Source organism: Kitasatospora sp. NPDC033851, from assembly GCF_055576085.1.
In genome coordinates, this window is sequence record NZ_JBVIRL010000090.1 from 1 (window position 1) to 3,750 (window position 3,750).

The 3,750-nt window shown below is 72.9% G+C and carries 4 protein-coding genes; 3 read left to right on the forward strand and 1 reads right to left on the reverse strand.

Annotated elements, in window-relative coordinates:
- The first annotated feature begins 1,278 nt into the window (after window positions 1-1,278).
- The 3 genes from ACZ51D_RS43525 (at window position 1,279) to ACZ51D_RS43535 (ending at window position 2,845) form a co-directional block, all read left to right on the forward strand.
- The gene (locus tag ACZ51D_RS43525; protein ID WP_465665849.1) at window positions 1,279-1,887 is read left to right on the forward strand and encodes a transposase family protein; all 609 of its coding nucleotides are present in this window, start codon (window positions 1,279-1,281) and stop codon (window positions 1,885-1,887) included.
- 75 nt (window positions 1,888-1,962) lie between these two features.
- Window positions 1,963-2,340, forward strand: coding sequence for an Imm21 family immunity protein (locus tag ACZ51D_RS43530; RefSeq protein WP_465626831.1), 378 nt, complete (start codon window positions 1,963-1,965; stop codon window positions 2,338-2,340).
- On the forward strand, window positions 2,261-2,845 hold the full coding sequence (locus ACZ51D_RS43535) for a hypothetical protein (RefSeq protein WP_465626829.1): 585 nt from the start codon (window positions 2,261-2,263) through the stop codon (window positions 2,843-2,845). Before ACZ51D_RS43530 ends, ACZ51D_RS43535 begins: the two co-directional genes overlap by 80 nt.
- 201 nt (window positions 2,846-3,046) lie before the next feature.
- On the opposite strand, the gene ACZ51D_RS43540 is transcribed toward ACZ51D_RS43535, so the two are convergent.
- Complete coding sequence (locus ACZ51D_RS43540; protein ID WP_465626827.1) at window positions 3,047-3,448, reverse strand: hypothetical protein; 402 nt, start codon at window positions 3,446-3,448, stop codon at window positions 3,047-3,049.
- Window positions 3,449-3,750: the final 302 nt, after the last annotated feature.

Consider the following 3,750-nt stretch of genomic DNA (forward strand, 5'->3'; position numbering starts at 1 on the left):
AAGACCGCAGACTCCCGCCCACGACCAGCACGAGCACCCCGGAGAACCGTCACGCCAGCCCCTCCGACCAGCACGTTCGAAGATGGCGAAGGCTCATTGATCGGTTCCCCTCCTCGGCCCAGGACACCGGAGCGCGCGCTTCCTCCAGCCACCCGGCAGGTTCTGTCGGCACGGGGCCCTACGCTGCGCCTGGAACGAAGCCGCGCAGACAGGGACCGTGATGGCGCTGACGTTGGATGAGGCCGTGGAGCAGCTCGGCCACCGGTTGTCGCCGTTGCGGCGTTCCGCCGCAACGCGGCTGCGCCGGCTTGCCGACCCCGCAGCGGGTCCGCCGCTCCTGGATGCCCTTGAGCAGGAGGTGCGCGACCCCGTACGTGGGAGACCCAGTACCAGATGGTCATGGCACTGGGGATGTGCGGGCACCGCCCCGCCCTCGGCCTGCTTCGGGACCTCGCCCAGCGCCCGTTCGAGGCGACCATGGTGTACACCGCGCTCGGCGACGCCATCGTGCGGCTGAGCGCTCCCGAAGCCACAACCGATTCCCTGCGCTGGTGCCTGGACAGCGGAACCCCGATGCTTGCCGACGGCGCCCTGCGCGCTGTCGCCACGCAGCGGCTGCGCCCGGACACAACCACGATCGACCACGTTCTCGATCTCCTCGGCCCCTTGGGCCCCCACGATGGCCTTCGGTTCTGGGCCGCGCCGCCGCAGCGGGATGGCCGGGCCCCCGGGTTCAAGAGTTCCTCAGGGATTGCGCAGCCAGCCCTCGAGCCGACGTGGCCAGTGCAGCTGTCTTGTCCTTGCAGGGCAAGTACCAGACCTACACGCCCTTGTAGGCGACATGGTCACAGCGGCCGGCCGCGTCCTGGCTGACCCATCCACGCGCTGGGAGGACTGCGGCATCCGGACGACGGACGGTCCAGCAGCGCTCATGGACTCGGTGAACGACCGTGCCGACCCGGGTGTCAAGTTCCCGGGAGGCGACCTGCCCGATCAAGCCACCGTTGCCTTGCCAGCCTGCAGCTGCAGGGTCCGGTGCCGCCGTCCCGAGCTCGAGGAGAACGCTTGGGTCGGTCTGGTCCGGCTCCTTCCTGCTGAGCCGCACGTACTGCCTGCCGTTGTCCCGCCGCGCCGCGCCGCCCGTGGGTTCTACCGCACGCCCCGTCCTGGTGTCAGCGGAATGCCGATTGCGCTGTCACCGAGGTGCAGAGTCCGGCGTCCTGAACTCCAGGACCCCATGCGCAGGGGCATGGGTTCTCACGGCGTCGGGGAGTGGGGGTGGTGCTCGTGCCGGGCGAGGACGGACAGGCCGGTGTGGTGCCGGTGGCGCTGGCGCGGCAGCAGGCGGTGGAGCGGCTGCTGGCTCTGGACGTGCGGGGTGAGCTGGCGACCGGCCATGTGCGGCTGGTCGCGGACGCGGTGGGGGTGTCGCTGCGCACGGTGTGGCGCTGGCTGGCCGCGGCCCGTGCCGAGGGAAGGACCGGCGTACGGCAGCGGGAGCGTTTCACGCTCACCCCGCAACTGCATGCCCGGCTGGTTCTGTGGTGCGGGAACGCGGCCGCGGTGCACCGTGAACTGCTTGCCGAGGCCCGCGCCACGGTCGAAGCCGACACCAACGACGTGGGCGAGGCCGTGCCGGTGGCGGTGCCGTCGTTGGCGACGTTGCACCGGGTGATCCGCCGGGACCTCGACCGCGGCCAGCGCGCGGCCCTGACCGGCAGGGAGCGGGCCTGTCCCGGGCCTGTCCAGGCGCCGCGGCCGCCGGCCGACCGAGCCGAGCCGGCCACTTCCAGCCCCGTCCCGGCCACGCCCCAGCCCCAGGAGATACCGGAACTGACACTCGGCCCGGCCACCGACCGGACCCCGCCCACCGAACGCGGCCTTTGAGTTGGCTGCCGCCCTCACCCGAGGCGTGAAGCCCCGGCTTCCCTCCCTGTCACAGGCCAGCGGCACACTGCAGGCATGAGCGATACCCCGAACACTGCCCGCCCCGGGCTCGAACTGGCCTGGGTCGAGTCCATGGGTGGCCCGCTGATCGTCGTCCCGGTGTCCGCACTGCACCAGTGGGGCGGCTGCACCGAGGACGGTGCGATCCTCGGCGACACCGACCAGCAGGACGACTACGACCGAGCCTGCGCGGTCGCGGACTACGCCGGGGTGATCAGCCTGCGCGGCACCGAGTCCGCCACCGCTCTCGTACTGGGCGACACGCCCGACGACACCTGCTGCCTGCCCGGATGTGCGACTGCGGGACTTCCTGATGCGCGCCTCGGGCGAACAGTTCGTCTGGCAGGCTCCGGAGGCCACCACCCTGGCCCGCACCGGCGCGATCTTCCGTGACACCGCGTTTCCAGCACACCGAACCCCCCGGGTGCTGGTCCCGAACTGGGACACGGACCTACTGGGTTGCACCCTGACTGACTACATCGGCGCCCGCCGGTTCACCGGCGGCAGGGCGGTGCTGGCGGCCGTCGCGCTGCTCTGGTGGGCGGTCAACGTGCCGTACGCGGCGGCCGGACTGACCGCGCTCGGCACCGCCTGGCCGATCAGCTGGCTGGCCGCGATCGTCCTGCTGACGGCCGGGATCTCCTGCGCGCAACTGCTGCACCGGATCGACACCTCAGGCGGCCCCACCGCCGGCAGCCGCCTGTTCACAGTCCTGCTGCTGTTCGTGATGGCCATCGGGTGCGCGGGCGTCTCCTACCCGGTTGGTGACCCGGGCCACCTGCCCTGGTACCTGACCGGGCTCATCGCCGCGGCCGACGTGCTGGCCGCCTACGGGCTCCCGCGTGTCATCATCGCGCTCGCCCACGCCGCCCCGGGCCGGGGCACGACGGCGGCGTAGGCCGACTCCGCTCCGCCGACCTGCTCTTCCCGGCGGGCCGGTCAGCGGCGGCGGGCAGAAGGCGGCGCTCGAGGAAGAGGCAGAGCAGCTCGGCGGAGGCGGGCTGCGGCCCGGGCCGCGGATCCCGGCCGGGTTGGGTGGCGGATGCTGCCGATCCGCCTGCGGTAGCCGATCCCGGCCGGCGAGCGGCGCGGACCGTTGCTACGCCGCTGCTGCCGCGGCCGGCTCGTCGTCGATGTGCTGGAGCCGGCTGCGGGCGGTGACCCGGTCCTCGCCGGACAGCGTGGCCCAGTACTCGTCGGCCCACACCGCGTGGCAGGCCCGCCGCTCGGCTTCCTCGAGGCGGGCGGACTCGGCCAGCTGCTCCTCGCTCAGCCCCTGCCGAGCGGCCTCCAGATCGCCGCCCCAGCTGGGGAGCGTGCCCAGGAACGCGCGACGCTCGGCCTGCACGGCCACCAGCGCCCGCCGCGGCTTCATCCCGGTGAAGGCGGCCGGCGACCTGTCGGACCTGTTGGACGTCGCCCAAGGCGCCGTCAACTGCGGCTGCGGCGCGACCGGCGCGGCGGCCTGCTGCTCGGGGGCGGGGAAGCACGTAATCGCCACCGAGGCGGGCCCACCCGGCGGCGTCGCCGGGCACCTCGCGCAGCCTCTGCTGGTCCGCGGCGACGGCGCGGGCGAGCGAGCCGTCTGCGAACGGGACGCCGGAGCCGTGGGGGGCGCTCCCCGCCGAGGTCGAGACGCCGGGCGGCTCCCCGCGGTCCGGGGCTCCGAACGCCGCCAGGCCGCCGCACAACAGGACGGTGGTGAGAAGCAGGGAGCTGACGATTAATAACTTACGGACCTGATGACGTACTTGGGGTCGTAGGATCTCGGCGTGACGGAGGAGACCGAGACCGTGCTCGGGG